This window comes from Prescottella agglutinans, assembly GCF_004011865.1.
In the GTDB taxonomy this organism is placed as follows: Bacteria; Actinomycetota; Actinomycetes; order Mycobacteriales; family Mycobacteriaceae; genus Prescottella; species Prescottella agglutinans.
This window is the reverse complement of the sequence record NZ_RKLP01000003.1, coordinates 1-20,665: the sequence shown is the minus strand read 5'-3', so window position 1 is coordinate 20,665 and position 20,665 is coordinate 1. Positions and strand designations below refer to the sequence as shown.

The 20,665-nt window shown below is 68.8% G+C and carries 18 protein-coding genes and 1 pseudogene; 13 read left to right on the top strand and 6 right to left on the bottom strand.

What is annotated here, in order from left to right; all coding sequences use genetic code 11:
• Nucleotides 1–6 precede the first annotated feature (6 nt).
• From EGT67_RS06905 to EGT67_RS06880, 6 genes are all read left to right on the top strand, one after another.
• Entirely contained in the window at nucleotides 7–1,170 is a 1,164-nt protein-coding gene (locus EGT67_RS06905) for an FAD-binding oxidoreductase (RefSeq protein WP_127915341.1), read from the top strand.
• 275 nt (nucleotides 1,171–1,445) lie between these two features.
• A complete protein-coding gene (locus EGT67_RS06900; RefSeq protein ID WP_127915340.1) occupies nucleotides 1,446–2,663 on the top strand; it encodes an ABC transporter substrate-binding protein in 1,218 nt (405 codons plus the stop codon).
• Complete coding sequence (locus EGT67_RS06895) at nucleotides 2,660–3,181, top strand: nuclear transport factor 2 family protein (protein WP_241565926.1); 522 nt, start codon at nucleotides 2,660–2,662, stop codon at nucleotides 3,179–3,181. Before EGT67_RS06900 ends, EGT67_RS06895 begins: the two co-directional genes overlap by 4 nt.
• Before the next feature lie 64 nt (nucleotides 3,182–3,245).
• Entirely contained in the window at nucleotides 3,246–4,100 is an 855-nt protein-coding gene (locus tag EGT67_RS06890) for an NmrA/HSCARG family protein (protein WP_127915339.1), read from the top strand.
• 35 nt (nucleotides 4,101–4,135) lie between these two features.
• Nucleotides 4,136–4,903, top strand: a complete 768-nt coding sequence (locus EGT67_RS06885) for an FAD-binding oxidoreductase (RefSeq protein ID WP_127915338.1) — start codon at nucleotides 4,136–4,138, stop codon at nucleotides 4,901–4,903.
• A gap of 125 nt (nucleotides 4,904–5,028) precedes the next feature.
• On the top strand, nucleotides 5,029–8,433 hold the full coding sequence (locus EGT67_RS06880; protein ID WP_127915337.1) for a serine/threonine-protein kinase: 3,405 nt from the start codon (nucleotides 5,029–5,031) through the stop codon (nucleotides 8,431–8,433).
• A gap of 9 nt (nucleotides 8,434–8,442) precedes the next feature.
• Here EGT67_RS06880 and EGT67_RS06875 read toward each other — a convergent pair whose 3' ends face one another.
• The 4 genes from EGT67_RS06875 to EGT67_RS06860 all read right to left on the bottom strand — a co-directional run bounded on the left by EGT67_RS06875 (nucleotide 8,443) and on the right by EGT67_RS06860 (nucleotide 12,759).
• Nucleotides 8,443–10,020: an AMP-binding protein gene (locus tag EGT67_RS06875; protein ID WP_127915336.1), complete on the bottom strand. Its 1,578-nt coding sequence runs from the start codon at nucleotides 10,018–10,020 to the stop codon at nucleotides 8,443–8,445.
• A gap of 263 nt (nucleotides 10,021–10,283) precedes the next feature.
• Nucleotides 10,284–11,108 (bottom strand): SDR family NAD(P)-dependent oxidoreductase, encoded by an 825-nt coding sequence (locus EGT67_RS06870; protein WP_127915335.1) that lies wholly within the window; start codon nucleotides 11,106–11,108, stop codon nucleotides 10,284–10,286.
• Between the two features lie 8 nt (nucleotides 11,109–11,116).
• Nucleotides 11,117–11,950, bottom strand: coding sequence for a mycofactocin-coupled SDR family oxidoreductase (locus EGT67_RS06865; RefSeq protein ID WP_127915334.1), 834 nt, complete (start codon nucleotides 11,948–11,950; stop codon nucleotides 11,117–11,119).
• The gene (locus tag EGT67_RS06860; RefSeq protein WP_127915333.1) at nucleotides 11,950–12,759 is read right to left on the bottom strand and encodes a mycofactocin-coupled SDR family oxidoreductase; all 810 of its coding nucleotides are present in this window, start codon (nucleotides 12,757–12,759) and stop codon (nucleotides 11,950–11,952) included. Before EGT67_RS06860 ends, EGT67_RS06865 begins: the two co-directional genes overlap by 1 nt.
• 256 nt (nucleotides 12,760–13,015) lie before the next feature.
• Here EGT67_RS06860 and EGT67_RS06855 point away from each other — a divergent pair, with 256 nt between their 5' ends.
• From EGT67_RS06855 to EGT67_RS06835, 5 genes are all read left to right on the top strand, one after another.
• Nucleotides 13,016–14,182: a 3-ketosteroid-9-alpha-monooxygenase, oxygenase component gene (locus EGT67_RS06855; RefSeq protein WP_127915332.1), complete on the top strand. Its 1,167-nt coding sequence runs from the start codon at nucleotides 13,016–13,018 to the stop codon at nucleotides 14,180–14,182.
• Nucleotides 14,183–14,223: 41 nt separating this feature from the next.
• Entirely contained in the window at nucleotides 14,224–15,405 is a 1,182-nt protein-coding gene (locus tag EGT67_RS06850; RefSeq protein WP_127915331.1) for an acyl-CoA dehydrogenase family protein, read from the top strand.
• A 43-nt stretch (nucleotides 15,406–15,448) separates the two neighbouring features.
• Nucleotides 15,449–16,381, top strand: coding sequence for a biphenyl-2,3-diol 1,2-dioxygenase (bphC, locus tag EGT67_RS06845; RefSeq protein WP_127915330.1), 933 nt, complete (start codon nucleotides 15,449–15,451; stop codon nucleotides 16,379–16,381).
• 198 nt (nucleotides 16,382–16,579) lie between these two features.
• Nucleotides 16,580–17,371 carry an IclR family transcriptional regulator gene (locus EGT67_RS06840; RefSeq protein WP_127915329.1) on the top strand — a complete coding sequence of 264 codons (792 nt, stop codon included), beginning with the start codon at nucleotides 16,580–16,582 and terminating at the stop codon, nucleotides 17,369–17,371.
• A gap of 16 nt (nucleotides 17,372–17,387) precedes the next feature.
• Entirely contained in the window at nucleotides 17,388–18,323 is a 936-nt protein-coding gene (locus tag EGT67_RS06835) for an alpha/beta hydrolase (protein WP_241565925.1), read from the top strand.
• A gap of 28 nt (nucleotides 18,324–18,351) precedes the next feature.
• Here EGT67_RS06835 and EGT67_RS06830 read toward each other — a convergent pair whose 3' ends face one another.
• Nucleotides 18,352–19,056 carry a PadR family transcriptional regulator gene (locus tag EGT67_RS06830; RefSeq protein WP_127915328.1) on the bottom strand — a complete coding sequence of 235 codons (705 nt, stop codon included), beginning with the start codon at nucleotides 19,054–19,056 and terminating at the stop codon, nucleotides 18,352–18,354.
• Nucleotides 19,057–19,206: 150 nt separating this feature from the next.
• Here EGT67_RS06830 and EGT67_RS06825 point away from each other — a divergent pair, with 150 nt between their 5' ends.
• Nucleotides 19,207–19,458, top strand: coding sequence for a hypothetical protein (locus EGT67_RS06825; RefSeq protein WP_127915327.1), 252 nt, complete (start codon nucleotides 19,207–19,209; stop codon nucleotides 19,456–19,458).
• A gap of 31 nt (nucleotides 19,459–19,489) precedes the next feature.
• On the opposite strand, the gene EGT67_RS06820 is transcribed toward EGT67_RS06825, so the two are convergent.
• Nucleotides 19,490–20,209, bottom strand: coding sequence for an IclR family transcriptional regulator (locus EGT67_RS06820; RefSeq protein WP_127915326.1), 720 nt, complete (start codon nucleotides 20,207–20,209; stop codon nucleotides 19,490–19,492).
• 300 nt (nucleotides 20,210–20,509) lie between these two features.
• On the opposite strand from EGT67_RS06820, the pseudogene EGT67_RS25260 reads away from it, so the two are divergent.
• Nucleotides 20,510–20,665 (top strand): annotated as a pseudogene (locus EGT67_RS25260) (3-ketosteroid-9-alpha-hydroxylase); the annotation flags it as partial.

The window sequence follows — 20,665 nt, the reverse complement described above, 5'->3', positions numbered from 1 at the left end:
GACGTCGTGAACACGGCCGAGATCAGGCTCATCCGCTCACATTTCGCTGCCGTCACCGCGTCGGACGCCCACCGCGACCGCTTCGCCCACACCTTCTACGCCCAGTTCTTCGCGCGGCTCCCCCAGTCCCGTTCGCTGTTCCCGCCCGGCATGGACAGCCAGCGCGCCAAGTTGGTCGCCGTGGTGGAGTACATCGTGCGCGGGCTCGACGACCTCGACCGGATGCTGCCGTTCCTCGCCCAACTCGGCCGCGACCACCGCAAGTACGGCGTCGAACGCGGCCACTACGCGGCCGCCGGGAACGCGTTGCTCGACGCGATCCACGACGCCGACAGCGACGGACCGTGGAGCCCCCAGGCCGACGCCGCGTGGCGGGAACTGGTCGCGCTCATCACCACCACGATGTCCGACGCCGCCGACGCCGACGACTACCCCGCGCTGTGGGAGGCCACGGTCGTCAGCCACGAGCGGGTGCTGCGCGATCTCGCGGTCATCCGCCTCGAGAGCGACTCGCCCATCCCGTACGCCGCGGGACAGTACGTGAGCGTGCAGATCCCGCAGCGTCCCCAGATGTGGCGGTACCTGTCTCCCGCGATCCCGACGAACCCGTTCGGCCAGCTCGAGTTCCATGTCCGGCGGGTCTCCGGCGGATGGGTCAGCCCGGCGATGGTCAACGAGACCGCCGTCGGCGACCGCTGGCAGATCAGCTCGCCGCTCGGCGGCCTGCACGTGGACCTCGACAGCGGACAGGACGTGCTGATGATCGCGGGCGGCACCGGCCTGGCGCCGCTGCGTGCCCAGGTGATGGACATGGCCCACCGCGGCATCAACCCGCGGGTCCACCTGTTCGTCGGCGGCGCGTACCCGTGCGACCTGTACGACATCGAGACCCTCTGGCACCTGTCGCTGAGCAACCCGTGGCTCACCATCGTCCCGATCACCACCGAGGACGAGAACCCCTGGTGGCACCCGTATCCCGAGCTCGAGCCGCCGCACGGCATGCACCAGCGGTTGCGTGGGCCGATCGGCACTGTGGTGAGCCGGTTCGGGACGTGGGCCGATCGCCAGGTGCAGATCTGCGGATCACCGTCGATGGTGAAGACCACCGCGTACGCGCTGCAACTGGCGGGCACGCCGGTCGAGTCGATCTCCTACGACCCGCTGCGCTGACGAAACCGACCGGTCAGCGGGAGCTCCCGTAGGAACCGCGCCGCCGCGGCCCTAGCGTCCTCGACTGGAGCGTCATCCTCGAGACCCGGACCGGCACCCCGACGGGGCGTCGGCCGATGGCGTGCGCCGAGAGTCCCGAAAGCCTTGATGCGCAACATGTTCAGAAATCCCACCGGACGAAGAACGGCCTTGACGTAATCCACGTCACACCCTTAGCGTCTGCGCAACCAAGCACCTGCTTGTGCTCCGTCGTGTCTCCGTTGGAGGGAACTGGCATGAAGATTCGGCACTCTGCGCTCGTGACGACGTTGGCTGTGTGTGCCCTCGCCGCCGCGGGCTGTTCCGGCTCGGCGTCCGGCGAGGACAGCGCGGACGGCGGCCCGTACCGCGTGCTCGTCACCGGGGCGATCAGCGGGCAGGGCTCGCTCGCCGCCAACGCCCAGACCTCGATCCTCGCGGCGAAAGCCGGCGCCGACGAGGTCAACCGGAACGGCGGAATCGGCGGGCGCCAAGTGGAACTCACCGTCGTCGACGACGGCGGTGACGCCACCAAGGCGGTCTCGAACCTGCGGGACGCGATCAACTCCGGCAAGAAGCCGGACCTGTACCTCAACTCGGGTCCGTCGACGGTCTCGGCCGCGACGCTCCCGATCCTGAAGCAGAACGACATCCTGTCGTTCAACGTCGGCCCCACCGACAACTCGTCCGACCCGGAGCAGTTCCCGCTGAACTTCGACCTGTCGCCGTCGCCGACCGAGTACGCGGTCTCCCTGTCTCGGTATGCGAAGAGCAAGGGCTACCAGCAGGTCGGCGTCATCCACGGCAGCAGCGCGTACGGCGAGGCGTTCGGCAAGGCGATGGACTCGGCCCTGTCGGCCGAGGGCGTCAGCAAGTCCGGCAGCGAGGAGTACGACGTGGCCGCGCTGGACATGACCGCCCAGTTGCAGGCGCTGAAGAACAAGGGCACGCAGGCGCTCGTCATCGACGCCTACGGTGCACCCCTGGGCTACCTGCTCGGCAGCCTCGAGCGCCTCGACTGGAACATCCCGCTGATCGGCAACACCTCGGTCTCGGGCACCGCGTTGATCGCGAAGCCGGCACCGGAGGGCGCCCTCGGCACCCGCGCCGCGTCCAACCTCGTCCTGCAGGTGTTCCCGAGCACCGTCTACGACCCCGCGGACACGGTGGTCAACACGATGGTGAACGCGATGGCCGCGCTGGGCTCGATCCCGTCGACGCTGATCCTGGCCGACAACTACGACCCGTTCGGCCTGGTCGCGGCCGCCGCGGACAAGGTGGGGTCGACGTCCGATCCGCAGAAGCTCGCCGAGGCTCTCGAGGATCAGCAGGTGCTGGACAACGCCGAGACGGCGTTCCTGCCCCGCTACCACTACTCGTCGGAGTCGCACGCCCCCAACCTCGCGGACGACGGGTACCGGTTCGTGCCACCGAGCAAACTGCTCAACGGCCAGTACGGCAATCCGGCCGCATGATGACCCGGACGGCGAAGGACTCGGCGCATCCGCCCCTTCACGCGCCCCCGGCAGCGCCCACCGGTTCGCTCGAGGACCGTCTCGCTGCGGTCGAGGACACCCTCGCGATCCTCCAGTTGGAGGGCGCCTACGCGCCGGCCTGGGATTCCGGTGACGCCGACGCGTGGGCGGGTCTGTTCACCGACGACGGCACCTTCGAACTGGCGGAGGTCGGAGGCGTGCCCGGCACCACGATCCACGGCCGGGACTCACTGCGAAGGTTCTGCGTCGAGTTCACCGCGCACACCTCCGGCATCCACCTGCTGAACACTCCGTCGATCGTGTCGGACGGTGACGAGGCGACAGCCCGCATCCACTTCGAGTTCCGGTCGGGTGCCGCCGGCGACGCCGAGACACGGCATGCGCACGTCGCCGGCCACTACACGGTCCGGTACCGGCGCACACCCGACGGATGGCGGATCGCGCACCGGAGGGAGGTGGCGGTGGGCCGGAGCCGTAGTTGGTTCTACTCGTACTGACCGCGCACCACCGGTACGCTCGCGACGAGGGCACCCCCGACCGGAGCCGACCGGAGGAGATCCGATGGCCGACCGTCCGATACTCGTTCTCGCCGCCACCGGCGGACAGGGACGCGCCGTCAGTATCGCGTTGCTCGGGCGGGGCGCGCCGCTGCGGGCGCTGGTGCGCAACCCGGCGTCCGCCGGCGCACGCACGCTCGCCGAGAAGGGCGCCGAGATCGTCACCGGTTCGCTGGACGACGAGGGGTCACTGGTGGCGGCGATGAGGGACGTCGCGGCAGTGTTCGCGATGACCACGCCGTTCGAGTCCGGTGTCGACGCGGAGATCGAACAGGGCCGCACGATCGTCGCGGCCGCCGGTCGGGCCCGGGTGCCGCATCTGGTGTTCAGTTCGGTGGCGGGCGCCGACCAGGACAGCGGGGTACCGCATTTCGAGAGCAAGGCCGTCATCGAGGCCGATCTGGCATCGAGCGGGCTGCACCACACGATTCTGGGACCCACGTACTTCTTCGACAACGCACTGGGCGGCGCCGACCGGATCCGCACCGACGGCGTGCTCGACCTGCCCCTGCCGCCGGACCGCGCTCTGCAACAACTAGATCGCGGGGATCTGGGCACGTTCGCGGCGCACGTCCTGCTCTCCCCCGAAAGCTTCGGTGGACGGCGCATCGAACTGGCAAGTGACGCACCCACTCCCGCGACCATGGCAACGGTACTCACGGAAGTGATCGGTTCTCCGGTCCGCCACGAGCAGGTTCCGCTGGGCTCGATCGCCGACCCCGACATGCATGCGATGTGGTGGTTCCTGAACGGCCCCGGCTATCAGGTCGACCTGGACCGCCTGCATTCCGAGTTCCCGGACGTCGGGTGGACGTCCTTCGCGGACTGGGCCGGTCGCGCCTTCGACCCGGTGCGGTGAGAGCGCCGGAATCGTTCACCGGTAACAATGGCGGCATGGAGCAGCAGACCTGGACCGCAACCGTCGTCGAACACCATCGCCTACGTAGGGATCTCGCGGTGGTGCGCTTGATCGGCGAGCCCGTCCCGTTCCGCGCCGGGCAGTACGTCGACGTCACTGTTCCCGGGCATCCGCGGCTGCCGCGCCGCCTGTCGCCCGCGCTGCCCCCGTCGCTCGACGGCAAGATGGAGTTCCACGTGCGATCGGTACCCGGCGGCTGGGTGAGCGGCAGCATCGTCACCGACACGGTGCCCGGCGACCAGTGGCGGATCTCGTCGCCGCGCGGGGCGCTCACGGTCGACGAGAACGGGCCGACCGTCGTGATGGTCGCCGGTGGAACGGGTCTGGCCCCGCTTCGCTCGATCATCCTCGATCTCACGCAGGTGGAGAATCCGCCGCAGGTGTACCTGTTCGTCGGCGGCCGGACGGTCCAGGATCTGTACGCGTCGGACATGCTGTGGATCCTCACGCAGCAGTTACCTTGGCTCACAACCGTTCCTGTCGTCGAGGACGTCACCGATCCGGGGGCGCCCGACGAGTGGTACGACCGGATCCGCGCCGAGATCGGGGACGACGCCCTCGCCGGGTTCGACGACGACTACCTGCTCGAGGGCACGCTCGGCGACGTCGTCGCCGCGCACGGCGCTTTCGTCGACCACCAGGTGCTGGTGTCCGGATCGCCCGGAATGGTGCGCAGCACCCGGGACCGACTGGTCGCCACCGGAACTCCGGCCGAGGCCATCCGGTTCGACCCGCTCGGATGAGGACCGGTTTCGGACGGTCCGGTCTGCGACTGCCGACCTAGTATTGGATGCGCGGCGGCATCGTGCCAGGCATGATGCCGCCGAGAACCGGACGCGAGTCCGCGGGACTTCCGAGGTGATTCGGCATGGGCGACGACCCGAGCCAGGCGACTGGGGATCCTCAGGCGACGCAGCGCCGCGGATCGGGCGTGATCGAGGCCGAACTCGCGATGGAGGGCTTCGAGGACGCCGTCGAGATCGGTCGCGGCGGCTACGGCGTCGTCTACCGGTGCACGGAGTCCTCGCTGGACCGGACGGTCGCGGTCAAGGTCGCCCGCACCGAAGTCGGGGGCGAGGCTCGCGAACGGTTCCTGCGTGAACAGCGCGCGCTGGGAAAACTGACGGGACACCCACACGTCGTCGAGGTGCTGCAGGTCGGCGTGACCACCACCGGGCGGCCGTACATCGTGATGCCCTTCCGACGCCTCGGTTCGCTCGACGCCGCGCTCCGGCGGGACGGCCCGTTCGAGTGGCCCGAGGCCCTCCGGCTGGCCGTCCAGCTGACCGACGCCCTCGACGCCGCGCATCGGCTCGGCATCCTGCACCGCGACATCAAACCCGCGAACATCCTGATCACCGACTACGGCGATCCGGAACTGAGCGACTTCGGGATCGCGCGCGTGCCCGGCGCGTTCGAATCCCGCGCCGGCGAGGTGGCCGGGACGCCGGACTTCACCGCTCCGGAGATCCTCGTCGGAGCCGCCCCCACCCCGGCCTCCGACGTCTACAGCATGGCGGGCACGATCTTCCACCTGTTGACCGGACATGCCGCCTTCCAGTTGCGTCGCGGGGAGAGGCCCGCCACCCAGTTGCGGCGTATCGCCACCGAGACGATTCCCGACCTGCGACCGGCCGGGGTGCCGGACGACCTGTGCGCGGTGCTCGAGCGGGCGATGAGCGTGGATTCGGCCGACCGGCCCGCCACCGCCGCGGACCTCGCGGACCTGCTCCGTGCCGTCCAGAACTCCCACGCGTTGACCACCGACGTGCCGACGCCGCGCCCGAGCGGGCCGGTTCGACGTTCGGGGCCGCCGGAGCCACCCACGCCGGTGACGAAGTTCCGGCCGCCGACCGCCGAACACACGTTCGTCGAGCGGGCGCGGCTGGTCCGGATGCTCGGCGGCTCGCGGCCACGCCTGTTGAGCGTGATCCACGCCCCGCCCGGATTCGGGAAGACCGTGCTCGCCGCGCAGTGGCGTGACGTCCTGGTCGAGGACGGCGTCTCGGTGGCCTGGTTGAGCATGGACTCCCAAGACGACAACGTCGCCTGGTTCCTCGGGCATCTCGTCGAGTCAGTGCGGCAGGTACGCCCCGAACTGACCGACGAACTCGGGCAGGCGGTCGAGGAATTCGGCGCCGAGGCCGAGCGGTTCGTGCTGACGTCGCTCATCAACCGGGTGCACGACAGCGACACCAGGCTGGTCGTCGTCATCGACGACTGGCATCTCGTCTCCGACGCCGCGACCGTCGCCGCGTTGAACTTCCTGCTCGACAATGCGTGTCACCATCTCGGGCTCCTCGTGACGACGCGGACCCGGTCGGGTCTGCCACTCGGATCGATGCGGGTGCGTGACGAACTGGTCGAGATCGACGAGTCCGACCTCCGCTTCGACACCGAGGAGTCGCGCCGGTTCCTGGCGGACCGGGCGGCGCTGGATCTGGACGCGGAGACGGTGCAGGCACTGCGGGACACCACGGACGGGTGGGCAGCCGCGTTGCAGTTGGCGTCGTTGTCGCTTCGGGGACGGGAGGACCCCGACGACGTCATCGCCCACCTGTCGGGCCGCAGCAGGGCCATCGGTGAGTACCTCGCCGACAACGTGGTCGGGGCGCTCGAGCCGCACCTGCTCGACTTCCTGTTGTGCACGTCCGTTCCGGAGCGGGTGTCGGGGCCCCTCGCGTCACGGCTGGCGGACGTGCCCGACGGGCAATCGCTCCTCGAGGAGGTCGAGGAGCGCGATCTGTTCCTGCGCGCCGAGGACGCCGACCGCTCGTGGTTCCGGTACCACCAACTGTTCGCCGACTACCTGCGGCGGCGTCTCGAACGCGATCCGGACCGTGTCGCCGAACTGCACCGCCGGGCGTCGGACTGGTTCGCGGAGCACGCGATGCTCCGGGAGGCGGTCGACCACGCCCTCGCCGCCGGGGACGAGGAGCAGGCGACCGACCTCGTCGAACACCACGGCATGGGTCTGGTCGAGCACTCCCTGATGCCGACGGTCCTCGGATTGGTCGACAAGCTCCCGCCGCAGATCGCGAGCCGCCGACCCCGGCTGCTGCTCACCCGGGCGTGGGCGCACGTGCTGCTGCATCACTCACCCCGATCGGTGAAACCGCTTCTGGAACAGACACGCTCACTGTCGGCGCGAGATCGCGACGAGACCTCGGCGGCCGATCTGCTCGCCGAGGCCGCGCTCGTCGACGGGGTGTGCGACCTGTTCTCCGATCACGTCGGTCGGCTTGCCGACTACGCGGACGCGTGCCTGAGCCGCCGGGACACACTGAGCCCGTTCGTCCTGGCCGGCGCCGTGAATCTCGCAGAGTTCGATGCCCTGTACCGCTTCGACTTCGACTCGGTCCGGCGCTGGCAGGCGCACCAGTCGGTGGAGTTCCCGATCTCCGAATCCGGTCCGTTCGTCTCGATCTACGGCCACTGTTTCGCAGGCATCGCGGCCGATGAGCAACTCGATCTCGAGGCGGCCGACGATCTGTACCGTCGGGCCGGACAACTCGCGCGGGAGCAAGGCGGACGGCGCTCGTACGCCGCGCGACTGGTGGGTGCGCTCTACGGCAATCGGGTCTACGAGCAGGGAGATCTCGACGAGGCCGATCGGTTGTTCGACGAATGCCACCTGCTCGGCGCGGAGGGCGGCGCGGTCGACTTCATGCTCGTCACCTACGCGACCGGCGCCCGCATCAAGGCCCTGCGCGGCGATCCCGGCGGGGCTGCCGCCCGCCTGTCGGAGGGTGCCGCGATCGCCCGCGCGCTCGGGCTTCCCCGACTCGCCGCACGGGTCGAGAACGAGCGGGCGCGGTGCGGGCTACCTCACGAGAAGGTCGAAACGACAGCAGATCTCCGTTGGCCCGAGGACGACGGAATCGCGATCGTCACCGCGGACTTCCTCGAGGACACGGCCATCCGGGACCTGTCGGCGCAGGCGACGCCCGATGCACGGGACGAGGCGGTACGACTGTCCCGGGCACGGGTGGACCGCATCGCCCGTCAGCACCGGCCGATGCAGCACCTGCGGGCCCAACTGCTGCACGCCGCCTGCCTGTACGACGCCGGGGATCGGCGGGTCGCGTTCGCCACGCTCGAGCCCCCGCTGCTGCGGTGCGCCGATCTCGGACTTCCCCGGACGGTGATCGACACCGCACCGTGCATGGCCGAACTGATCGACGCCTACCTGCAGGACGCCACCGCGGAACGCGTCGGCGCGCACGACGAGTTCCTGCGAACCGTCGTGCGCGCCGAAAGACTTCCCGGATGAGGCGCCCGGTCACACCGAGCGGGCGGCGCCCTCCCAGAACTGCGCGCGCAGCGCCTTCTTGTCGAGCTTGCCGAGCGGCGTGAGCGGCAGCGCCTCGACGAAGTCGACGGACTTCGGCGCGTGCACCGAACCCTTTGCGGCACGGACACGTTCGACGAGGTCGGCGGCCTCGACCGTCTGGCCGTCCCGCAGCACGACGCACGCCTTGACGGCCTCGCCCCACTTCTCGTCGGGCACACCGACGACCGCGACCGACGCCACCGCGGGGTGCCCGGAGATGACGTCCTCGATCTCACGCGGGAACACGTTGAAGCCGCCGGTGACGATCATGTCCTTCTTGCGGTCGACGATGTAGAGGAAGCCGTCCTTGTCGGCGCGGGCGATGTCGCCGGTGTGCAGCCAGCCGCCGCGCAGCGCCTCGGCCGTCTCCTGCGGCTTCTTCCAGTACTCCTTCATCACCAGCGGGCCGCGCACGCAGATCTCGCCGAGGTCGCCCTGGGCCACCTCGTTGAGGTCGTCGTCGAGCAGGCGCACGTCCAGCCACGGCACCGGACGCCCGCACGACGCGAGCCGCTCGACGTTCTCCGGGTCGTGTTCCTCCTTGCGCATGACGGTGATCGTCATGCCGCACTCGCTCTGGCCGAAGTACTGGAAGAAGATCGGGCCGAGCTTCGCGATGCCCTCCTGCAGCCGCGTCGGCGACATCGCGGCCGCACCGTAGAACAGCGTCTGCAGGCTCGACACGTCGCGGGTCTTCAGGTCCGGGTGGTCGAGCAGCATGTAGATCATGGTCGGCACCAGCATCGTCGAGGTGATCTTGTACTTCTCGATCGCCTCGAGGACGGCGCCGGGTTCGAACGCCGGCAGCACGACCAGCGAACCACCCCGCATGAGCGTCGGCACGAAGAACGCCATGCCCGCGTGCGAGAGAGGGGTGCAGGCGAGGAAGCGCATCTCGTCCGGGAACTGCCACTCCGCCATCTGGATCTGCGGCAGCGTCACACCGGAGCGGAACGTGTTGACGACGCCCTTCGGCTTGCCGGTGGTGCCGCCCGTGTAGACCATGCTCGACGGGTCGTCGCCGTCGACGTCCGCGGCCACCAAGCGCTGCGGGGAGAACTTCTTCGCCAGTTCGAGGATGTCCACGCCGACCTCGGACGGACCGAGCGAGAACAGGTTCTTCAGCGTCGGCACCGCGGCCTTCAGTTCGGCGGCCCGGCCCTCGAAGGCCGTGGGGTCGAAGATGAGGGTCTCGATCTCGGCGTCGCCGAGGATGTAGCTGTGGTCGTCGAGCGAGCCCATCGGCGCCAGTGCGGTGTTGCGGCAGCCGAGGATCATCTGTGAGCCGACGCTGATGAGAACCTCGGGGCGGTTCTTCGACAGCATCGCGACGGTGGATCCCTTGCCGACACCGAGCGACTCGAGGGCCTGCCCGAAACAGCTGATCTGGTCGCGCATCTGACCGCCGGTCAGCACGACGTCACCGAGGTAGAGCGCGGGCCGGTCCGCGTTGCGTTCGAGTGCGGTGATCAGCAGGTCCGCCAGGAAACGCGGGCGGTGGAGAAGGTCGTCGAGCGCGTCGGTCATGTGTGTTCCTTCTGCGTGCGCGGGACGCGAAGGCACGCTGTGCGCGCCCGTCGCGCCGGGTCGGCCAGTGTGGTCCGGGTCACCGACACGATAACCGGATTTCCGCAGAACTGGAACCTGTTACACCCACTCGCCCCGTCCCCGCCCCCGCCCTCGCGTTTTGCGCACTTGTCGCGAGTTTTCACGCCCTGGGGGCGCGACAAGTGCGCAAAACGCGAGGGAGCGGAGGAAGGATCACGGCGCCCCGGCTACCGGAGCGACGCTCAGTTCCGCCCGTCGAACAGCGCGTCCGGGCGCAGTTTCTCGCTCAGCACCCGGGCGCGTTTGGACGCGAGGCGCTCGAACGCGTCCGGGTGCGTGAGGATCCAGAAGTCGTCGCGCGCGATGCCCTCGAACAGCAGTTTCGCGGCCGTGTCCGGCGTCATGCCCTCCCGGATCTGGTCGCGCCAGAACCCGGCATCGTCGGTCGTCGCGTCGTGGACGGGAGCGTCCTCGAAGATGCGGGTCGCGACCTGCCCTGGGCTGAACACCGACACGGCGATCTGCGGGAACGCCTCCGCGCACTCGAGGTACAGGGACTCGGTGAGCGCCTGCACGCCGTGCTTGGACGCCGCGTACGCCGTCATCCGCGGCGTGATCGTGATGCCGCCCACCGAACACGTGTTGACGATGTGCGACGGGCGCGGGTCGGCGCCCATCCGCGGCACGAACGACCGGATGCCGTGGAAGACACCCAGCAGGTTCACGTCGATCACCCGCCGCCACTCGTCCGCGGGCACCTCCCACGTGAAACCGAGGGATTCGAGGCCGGCGTTGTTGAGCAGCACCGTCACCGCACCGAACTCGGCGTAGGCGGCGTCGGCGAGCGCATCGACCGCGTCGGCGTCCCGGACGTCGGTGGGCACGGCGAGCACCGAGCGGCCGTCGGCGCGCAGGTCGGCGGCGACGGCGGCGAGACGCTCGGCGGAGACGTCGGCGAGCACGACGTTCATGCCGAGTTCCGCCGCGCGGCGGGCCGCGCCCTCGCCGATGCCGCTGCCGGCGCCGGTCACGACGGCGGTGCCGCCGGTCAGATCCTCGAATCGCACGATGCCTCCTACTTCACGCAGTGGCCGGCATCGACCGGCAGTGTGACGCCGGTGATGTAACGGGATTCGTCGGACGCGAGGAACAGGCTCGCGTTGGCGATGTCCTCGGGTTCGATCATCGCGACGGGCAGCAGGTGCATCGACCGCGTTCCCGCCTCGAACTGCTCCTGGGTCGGCTCCTCGACGCCGGGGCAGAAGGTCCGCATCGTGGACTCGTTCTGGATCATCGTAGTCCGCGTGTTCGCGGGATGGATCGTGTTGACCCGCACGCTGTGCGGCGCAAGCTCGTTCGCCAGCGACTTCATCAGACCGACGACGCCGTGCTTGGCTGCGGTGTAGTGCCCGACGCTGACCAGCCCGCGCAGGCCCGCGATGGAGCTGATCAGGACGATCGAGCCGCCGCGGCCGCCGTCGACGATGTGCGGGATGCCGGCCTTGCAGGTGCGCCACACGCCGGTGAGGTTGACGTCGAGCATGGTCTGCCAGCGCTCGGCCCCCATCTCGACGGCGGGCCCCGACGAGCTGATGCCGGCGGTCGCGCAGATGACGTCCAAACGCCCGAGCGCCTCGACGCCGGCGTCGACCGCGGCCGTCAGCGCCTGCTGGTCACGGACGTCGGCCTCGAACGCGCAGATCTTGCGGCCGAGCGACTCCACCAGGCGCACGGTCTCCGCGAGATCCTCCGGTGACGCACCGGGCGTGGTCGAGTGTTCGACGGGCGCGCACACGTCGACGGCGATGATGTCGGCGCCCTCCTGCGCGAACCGCACCGCCTGCGCGCGGCCCATGCCCCGCGCGGCGCCGGTGATCAGCGCGACCTTGCCTTCGAGACGTCCGCTCATCACGCCACCTTCTGGGTCTGACCGGCGTCGATGACCATCTGCAGGCCTGTGACGTACCGGGATTCGTCCGATGCCAGGAACAGCACCGCATTGCTCACGTCGATCGACTCCACCCACGGCACCGGCAGCAGCATCCGCTGCGAGAGCACCTCGGCGACGTCGGCCTCGGTGGGGTTCTCGAGGTCCGGGCGGAGGCGGGCGAACGTCGCCGGGTTGATCGTCATGGGGGTCGCGACGGCACCGGGGTGGATCGTGTTGACGCGGATCGACCGCTTGCCCAGTTCGTTCGCGAGGGTCTTGGCGAGTCCGGTGATCGCGTGCTTGGCCGCCGAGTAGTGCGACGCCCCGGGCACGGCCTTGATCGCGGCCGTCGAACTGACGATGACGACCGATCCGCCCGCCGGATTCAGTTCGGCGACACCGGCCTTGACGGTGTGCCACGTACCGGTGATGTTGACGTCGATCGACCGGTTCCAGATGTCGTCGTCGATGGTCCACGACGGTCCGGGGTTGTCGCAGATGCCGGCGTTGGCGACGACGGTGTCGAGCGGCCCCAGTTCGCGGACCCCGGCCTGCACGGCCGCGGTGAGCGCGTCGAAGTCGCGGATGTCGGCGGTGCCGATCACCGCGCGGCGTCCCAGTTCCTCCACGAGGCGGGCGGTCTCGGCCAGGTCGGCCTCCGATCGCTCCCCGGGCAGGTCGATCGCCAGGATGTCCGCGCCCTCCTCCGCGAGGCGGACCGCGTGCGTGCGCCCCATGCCCTTGCCTGCGCCCGTGATGAGCACGACCTTGCCGGCCATTCGTGTCATGGTCAGTCCTTTCACCGTGGACGCGACGCTAGCCAGCCGCAATGCGGGGCCGGGAGTGATCTTCCCGCGTGGTGGGAGGTGCGTTCCGCCGCGAGGTGGCGGGCTCGCCCCCGTCCCTCGACCCGCGCCGAGCAGGCGCTATACCACAGCCTCGGGGGTGTTCCATCCAGCGGGAGAACCCCTTCCCGCGCGACACGCCGCCGAGTTCTATGAGGCGCATCACAGGACGGTGACCCCTCACTGCACGGAGGAACACATGGCATTCGACGCTGCCCCCACCAACGAGACCGAAGAAATCCGCGAGATCGTGGCCGCTGCGGCGCCCACCCGCTTCGCGCGCGGATGGCACTGCATCGGTCTCATCAGGGATTTCAAGGACGGCAAGCCGCACTCGATCGAGGCGTTCGGCACCAAGCTCGTCGTGTTCGCCGACAGCAAGGGCGAGCTGAACGTCCTCGACGCGTACTGCCGGCACATGGGCGGTGACCTGAGCCAGGGCGAGATCAAGGGCGACACCATCGCGTGTCCGTTCCACGACTGGCGCTGGAACGGCAAGGGCAAGTGCACCGACATCCCCTACGCCCGCCGCGTTCCCCCGGTCGCCAAGACCCGCGCGTGGACCACGCTCGAGCGCAACGGCCAGCTGTACGTCTGGAACGACCCGCAGGGCAACCCGCCGCCGGCCGACGTCACGATTCCCGAGATCGCCGGCTACGGCACGGACGAGTGGACCGATTGGAGCTGGAAGACCCTTCGTATCAAGGGTTCGCACTGCCGCGAGATCGTCGACAACGTCGTGGACATGGCGCACTTCTTCTACATCCACTACTCGTTCCCGCGGTACTTCAAGAACGTCTTCGAGGGCCACACCGCCACGCAGTACATGCACTCGACCGGCCGCGAGGACATCATCTCCGGTACCAACTACGACGACCCGAACGCCGAGCTGCGTTCGGAGGCCACGTACTTCGGCCCGTCGTACATGATCGACTGGCTCGAGTCGGACGCCAACGGCCAGACCATCGAGACGGTCCTCATCAACTGCCACTACCCGGTGAGCAACAACGAGTTCGTGCTGCAGTACGGCGCGATCGTCAAGAAGCTGCCGGGCCTGTCGGAGGAGGAGTCGACCGGCATGGCCGCGCAGTTCGCGGAGGGCGTCGAGATGGGCTTCGAGCAGGACGTCGAGATCTGGAAGAACAAGGCGCCCATCGACAACCCGCTGCTCTCCGAGGAGGACGGCCCGGTCTACCAGCTGCGCCGCTGGTACCAGCAGTTCTACGTCGATGTCGAGGACATCACGGAGGACATGACCAAGCGCTTCGAGTTCGAGATCGACACCACCCGGGCGGTCGCGAGCTGGGAGAAGGAAGTCGCCGAGAACATGGCCAAGCAGGCCCCGAACTCGCCGGCGAACTCCTAGTCCCTGGTTCGTAGAACCACACCCACCAGAAGGAAATCCAGATGAGTTACGAAGTCCTGTCCCGCATCGAGGCCGCCGCCGACGACATCTTCGTCGAGGGCGTCGAGGCCGAGCGGATCGGCAAGGTCGCCGACGCGACCGCCAAGCGCATGAAGGAAGCCGGCTCGATCCGCATGCTCCAGCCGAAGGAGCACGGCGGCCTCGAGGTCCACCCGCGCGAGTTCGCGGAGACCGTCATGCGCATGGCGTCGCTGAACCCGTCCGCCGGCTGGGTCCACGGCATCGTCGGCGTCCACCCGTGGCAGCTGGCGTTCGCCGATCCCAAGGTCCAGCAGGAGGTCTGGGGCGAGGACCAGGACACGTGGCTCGCGTCGCCGTACATGCCCGGTGGCATGTGCGTGCCGGTCGACGGCGGTTACAAGTTCTCCGGCAAGTGGTCCTTCTCCTCGGGAACGGACCACTGCGACTGGGCCTTCCTCGGCGCGATGGCGTGCAACCCGGACGGCAGCATGGAGATGCCGCCCCGCATGCTGCACGTGATCATCCCTCGCACCGACTACGAGATCATCGAGGACTCGTGGGATGTCGTGGGCCTGCGCGGCACCGGATCCAAGGACGTCGTCGTCAAGGACGCGTTCGTGCCGGACTATCGCGTCATGGACTGCGACGAGGTCATCGACGGCACCGCGGTCCGCAAGTACGGCCGCACCGAGACGCTGTACCTGATGCCGTGGTCCAACATGTTCCCGCTCGGCATCACGTCGGCCACGATCGGCATCTGCGAGGGCGTCCTGCACCACGCCAACGAGTACCAGCGTGAGCGGATCAACCCGCAGGGCACCGCGGTCAAGGACGACCCGTACACGATGTTCGCGGTCGGCGAGGCCACCGCGAAGCTGCAGTCGGCCCGGGATTCCCTCCTGGCCAACGTCGATCGCATGTGGGATCTGGTGGACGCCGGCAAGACCCCGACGTTCGAACAGCGCGCCCTCGGCCGCGAGACCCAGGTCAACGCGGCCTGGCAGGCCGTGCAGGCCATCGACGCCGTGTACGCCCGCTGTGGCGGCAACGCGTTGCGCATGGACAAGCCGATGCAGCGCTTCTGGCGTGACGCGCACGCCGGCCTGCACCACGCGATCCACGTCCCCGGCACCGTGTACCACGCCGCCACGCTCAGTGGCCTGGGTGTGGACCCGCAGGGTCCGCTCCGCGCGATGATCTGATCCACCGGATCCACACCACTCGAATCCACAACGGAGACAAAACATGACGAACCCCAATGTCGGCGGCTTCGGCACCGACATCCGCGCGCTGGGCTACGTGAAGGTCCAGACCAACGACATCGAGCGCTGGCGCACCTTCGCCTTCGACGTGCTCGGCTTCGCGCAGGGCACCGGCCCGGACCCCGACGCTCTCTACCTGCGCGTCGACGAGCGTGCAGCACGCATCGTCGTCGTCCCGGGAGAGACCGACGAGGTCGTCACCGTCGGCTGGGAGGTCCGTGACCACGCCGCCCTGGTCCGAGTCACCGAGGCTGTCGAGCGTGCCGGCATCGCCGTCAAGCCGCTCTCGCTCGAGGAGGCGGACGCCCGCCGCGTCGAGGAGGTCGTGACCTTCCAGGATCCGGCCGGCACCACGCTCGAGGTCTTCCACGGCGCGGTCCTCGACCACAGCCCCGTCGTCACCCCGTTCGGTGCCAAGTTCGTCACCGGCGCGCAGGGCCTGGGCCACGTGGTGCTGCCGACGATGGACCCGAACGGCACGTTCGACTTCTACACCGAGGTGCTCGGCTTCCTGCCGCGCGGCGCCTTCCGGATCCCGGCGCCGCCGGAGTTCGGACCGCTGCGGGTGCGCTTCCTGGGTGTCAACCAGCGCCACCACAGCCTCGCGCTGTGCCCGGCCCCGCACGGTGGGGCCCCCGGCCTGGTGCACATCATGGTCGAGGTCGACTCGCTCGACGCCGTCGGCCAGGCGCTCGACCGCGTCATGAAGGACGGCTTCTCGGTGTCCTCGACGCTGGGCCGCCACACCAACGACAAGATGGTGTCCTTCTACGTCCGTGCACCCGGCGGCTGGGACATCGAGTTCGGCACCGACGGTCACCTGGTGGACGAGACGTTCTACACGTCCGAGGAGATCACCGCCGACAGCTACTGGGGCCACGACTGGTCCGGCAGCGAGCCGCTCGCCGCGATGTAACACCCTCTCGCACAAACCCAGATCGCTCCCGCAAGGGGGAACCCCGTCCTACCTGGACTGTTGGGTTCCCCCTTTCGGTGTATCTCGATCTTGGTGACCTACTTCACAAAGCGTCGATCCTGTGTCATTATTTCTAATTGAAATACCCACGTCAGGTGGGTCTCACGGCGATGCTCGACAGAAGTGAGGGAGACATCGATGACAGCACCAGCGACTGCGGACTCCACCCCGACCGCGATTCTCGAACGGGTTTCACTGGTTCTCGACACCTTCGACGGCCCCGGTCGTCTCACCCTCGCCCAGGTCGTGAAGCGGACAGGGCTGCCGCGGTCGTCGGCGCATCGGATGCTCGAACGCCTCGTCGAGATGCGCTGGCTGCGCCGCGACGGACGCGACTACGAACTCGGCACCCGGCTGATGGAACTCGGCTCGCTCGCCGTGCACCAGAACCGGCTGCACAGCGCCGCCGCCCCGATCCTGCAGGAACTGCACCGCGTCACCGGGTACGTCGTGCACCTCGGCGTCCTGGACGGCACCGACGTGCTGTACCTCGACAAGATCGGTGGACGACTCGCGGCGGAGTTACCCACCCGCGTCGGCAGCCGCTACCCGGCCCGCAACTCGGCGATCGGCAAGGCGCTGCTCGCGTACACGCCGAACGGCACCGACAACCTCTCCGAGTTCACCCCCGAACTGCACAAGGTGCGTGAGATGGGCGTCGCGTACGAGGTCAGCCAGATCTCCGGCGGCATCGGCATCATCGCCGTCCCCATCGGCCCGGTCGGCGGCGTGACGGCCGCCCTGTCGATCTGCGGGCCGACGAGCCACCTCAAGTTCGATCACCGCCACGCCGCTCCGGTCCGGATGGCCGCCAACGCGATTCTGCAGTCGCTCACCGGACGCAGCAGCGGCGCCGCACCGATCGCACACCGCAACCGACTCCAGAGCCTGCCCACCGCGGCGCCGCGTGTGCGCCTGCAGTACGCCTGACACCCGAAGGAGTGCCGTGCAGATCGATCCCGAGGTCCAGTCGATGCTCGAGATCCTCGAGGCCGGGTTCCCGCGCGTCGAGGAGATGACCGGTCCCGAGGCCCGGGCCGCGATCCGGGCCCGACTCCAGCCCGTCGCGAACCCCGAACCGGTGGCGTCGGTCCGGAACCTCGAGATCGACGGCCCCGCGGGGCCGATCCCGATCCGGGTGTACGAGCCGGCCGCGGACTCCACCACCCCGCGACCCGTGGTGGTGTTCGCGCACGGCGGCGGATTCGTCTTCTGCGACCTGGACACTCACGACGGACTGTGTCGGGCGATGTCGAACGGCGTCGGCGCCGTCGTGGTGTCCGTCGACTACCGGCTTGCACCCGAGCATCCCGCCCCGGCCGCGCTCGAGGACGTCTACGCCGCGCTGGTGTGGGCCGACACGAACTGCACCGAACTGGGCGGCGACCGATCCCGCCTGGTCGTGGCCGGCGACAGCGCGGGCGGCAACCTCGCCGCCACCGTCGCGCTGGCCGCACGGGACCGGCGCGGCCCGGCGCTCGCCGCACAGGCACTGCTCTACCCCGTCGTCGACGACGACTTCGAAACCGATTCGTACCGAACCTATTCGGACGGTCACTACAACACGCGTGCCGCGATGCAGTGGTACTGGCGGCAGTACGCACCGGGCGGGGCCGACAGCCCGCTCATCTCCCCGAACCGCGCCGAGACCCTCGCGGGGCTACCTCCGGCCGTCGTCGTCACCGCGGGCCGCGACCCCCTCTGCTCGGAGGGCGACGCCTACGCCGCTCGGCTCACGTCGGACGGGGTGCCCACCACGCATCGCAGCTACGACGGGCTGTTCCACGGGTTCCTGACGATCGCGGCGCTCTCGATCACGCAGGTGGCGCGAAAGCAGTTGTGGGAGGACCTCTCCGAGGTCCTCGGAACCGGCGCTCGCTGATTCGGTCGCCTCGAGCGGGGTCAGGCGGTCAGTTCCGCCCGCGCCGCTCGAGGCCTTCGACGAAATCCTCGACATCACGCCAGGAACCGGCCACCTCGGGAATCGGGTTGCCCAGTTCGTCACGCTCCTGCACATGGGAGTACGTCTCGGCAGCTTCGTCGATGTCGTCGAGGATCTGGCGGGCCAGGTCCATCTCCGCCTGGAAGTAGCGCTCCGCCCAGATCAGGCTCATCTTCGAGAACGCCCAGGACGGTTCGCGCGTCGCATGGTCGCCGTGCAGTTTCGCCCGCTCCCTCATCGACTCCATGTTCTCGATGTGCGACTGGACGAGAGCCTTGAGCTGGTCGGGCTCGTTGAGGTGCCCCATCCACAGCCGCAGCATCAGCCCGTGCTTGAGGACCGGCTGTTCCACCGGTGCGTCGCGCGACCAGTTCCGCACCGCGCGCGTCCCACGGCCGGTGATCCGGTACACCCGTCGGCCACGCTCCCCCGGCTCGGACACCATCTCCGACTCGACCAGACCCGCCGCCTCGAGCTTCTTGAGTTCGGCGTAGATCTGGCTGATCGACGGGCTCCAGTAGAAGAAGCCGATGCTCCAGTCGGCCCACTTCTTGAGGTCGTACCCGGTGAGCCCCTCGCCGAGGGTCAACATGCCGAGAACCGCCCAACTGGTGGCGGGAAGCGACGGGTAGCCGTCGTCGGCTGCGTCGTTGACGGGCTCGGTTTCGGACATGGCCGAAGCCTAACAGCCCAGGTAGACGGGGGTTACAGCCCGGTAGCATACGTCCACTCACCGGGAGCGAACCTCCCGCTCCGTGGGAGGGTGGGCGCATGAGTGACCGGGAGTGACTACCGTCACCAGTGGAATCAGGGAGGTCCGAAGATGGAAAGCGTCCGCTGCAACAGCTGTGGCAACCGAGTCCTCGTCGAGAAGTACAGCGAGGCTCACACCAGCATCCAGTGGCTCGACGACGCCGACAACGCGTGCCCCGAGTTCGCCGAGGCGCGGACCAAGGACGGCCGCGCGTGGGTCCCCACCTGCCGCAAGCTGCAGGAGTCGATCGACGACCTGACCCTGTCCGGGCAGATCGGTCTGTCCCTGCGTAGCTACCCGGTGCCCGGCCGCCTGGAGTGAACCGCCGGGCGAGGGTGCCCTCCCGCCGGGATCACCCTCGCCCGCACACGCTTTCCTCGCGGACCACGCCGGTGAGGTCCAGCAACTGCCCGATCGCGACGGCCGCCAATCGCACCGGCGCGGCGTCCCGGTCGTCGAATCTCACGCGGCCCAGCGGACCGCTGATCGACAGCCCGACCTCGACCCCGTCCAGGGATCCGACCCGGACCCCGATGCAGCCCACCTTCGCCGAGCAGGTCCCGAACGCGACGCCGAGCGGCCCGCGGGCCGTTCGCCGCGCGGTCGTCAGGAGCGCCTTGCCGATCGTCGACGACCGCGCGGGGATCCGCGTTCCGACTCGGGTCGAGAGTTCGGGCACGGACCGGCCACCGATCTTCTCGATGTAGACGACGTCGGATCCGTCGAGCACCCCCAGATGCACGACATGCCCGGTCGCATGGTGCAGTTCGCGCAGGAGCGGATCCACCGCACGGTCCAGGCGGTTCCGGTACACAGCCAGTGCGCCGACCTCGACGAGCCGGTGTCCCAACTCGTACTCGGCGCCGATGCGACTCAGCCAGCCGATCCGCACCAGATGGTCGAGCATCCTGTGCGTGGTGCTCCTGGGGATGCCCGTGCGACGCGACAGTTCGGTCAGCGTCAGCCGGGCGCTGCCGCGAAAACTGTCGAGCAGCAACGAGATCCGGTCGAGCGTCGACGCCGGAAGGCCCTCGGGATCATTGCCTGCACGGTCTCCGACCGAACTTGTCATCCGTCCTCCAGCGATGCCTTCACGATGAGCGTGACCGCGCCGTCATCGAATTGGGTCAAGCGCCTTCAGCGCACCGCAGATCCACACACAGCACCAGACCTTCGACCCAGTGAGTGGGAGGCAAGTTCCTTCCGGACCCGAAGATCGTCAGGACGTCCGTCCACTGAATCGGTTGCGCAGTAACCCGATCGGGCGGATCCATGCCGCTTCCGGTGAGCGGAAGCGCGAATTGGAGTGCCCGCCTGCACGCTGGGATGGTCGTCCGTGATCGCGCTCACACACGGACGAAAAGGACACACAGTGACACGAGCTGTGAACAACGAGGAGAACGACGAGATCCGCGTGATCGAGACGGGTGCGCCCCCGGCCCGGTTCGCGCGTGGCTGGCACTGTCTCGGACTCGTCGCCGACTTCAAGGACGGCAAGCCGCACTCGGTCGAGGCGTTCGGTACCAAG